Below are 307 nucleotides of genomic sequence, written 5' to 3'. Positions count from 1 at the left end.
CTCGTTGATAAGCGGAAGCATGCCCGGCATTGCGGCGTCGACGAGACTGACATTGGCGTTGGGCGCCGCGCCGAAAGAAGTCGATGCTCCGGAGAACAGCTTGGCTTCCGACGTCACCTGCGCATGCACTTCGAGGCCAATGATTACTTCCCAGTCGCCGGTGGCGCCGGGGATCAGGCGTTTTGCGTCGGGCGTGCGGGTATCGATGATGCTCATGGTGGTCCAGGTCTCGTGTCCGAATTGCCGCGCTTCTTGCGGCGCGGCCTGTCACCCGTTCGCTAGATCAATCGGCCCGGGCTGGCAAGGG

Annotated in this window: 1 pseudogene; it reads right to left on the bottom strand. The window is 63.2% G+C overall.

Annotated elements, in window-relative coordinates:
* Positions 1-216, bottom strand: a pseudogene (gene gatB, locus EN859_RS36805) (Asp-tRNA(Asn)/Glu-tRNA(Gln) amidotransferase GatCAB subunit B); the annotation flags it as partial.
* Between the last annotated feature and the right edge of the window lie 91 nt (positions 217-307).

This window comes from Mesorhizobium sp. M00.F.Ca.ET.216.01.1.1 (genome assembly GCF_004010325.2).
Lineage (GTDB): Bacteria > Pseudomonadota > Alphaproteobacteria > Rhizobiales > Rhizobiaceae > Mesorhizobium.
This window is presented reverse-complemented; position numbering and strand designations above follow the sequence as displayed.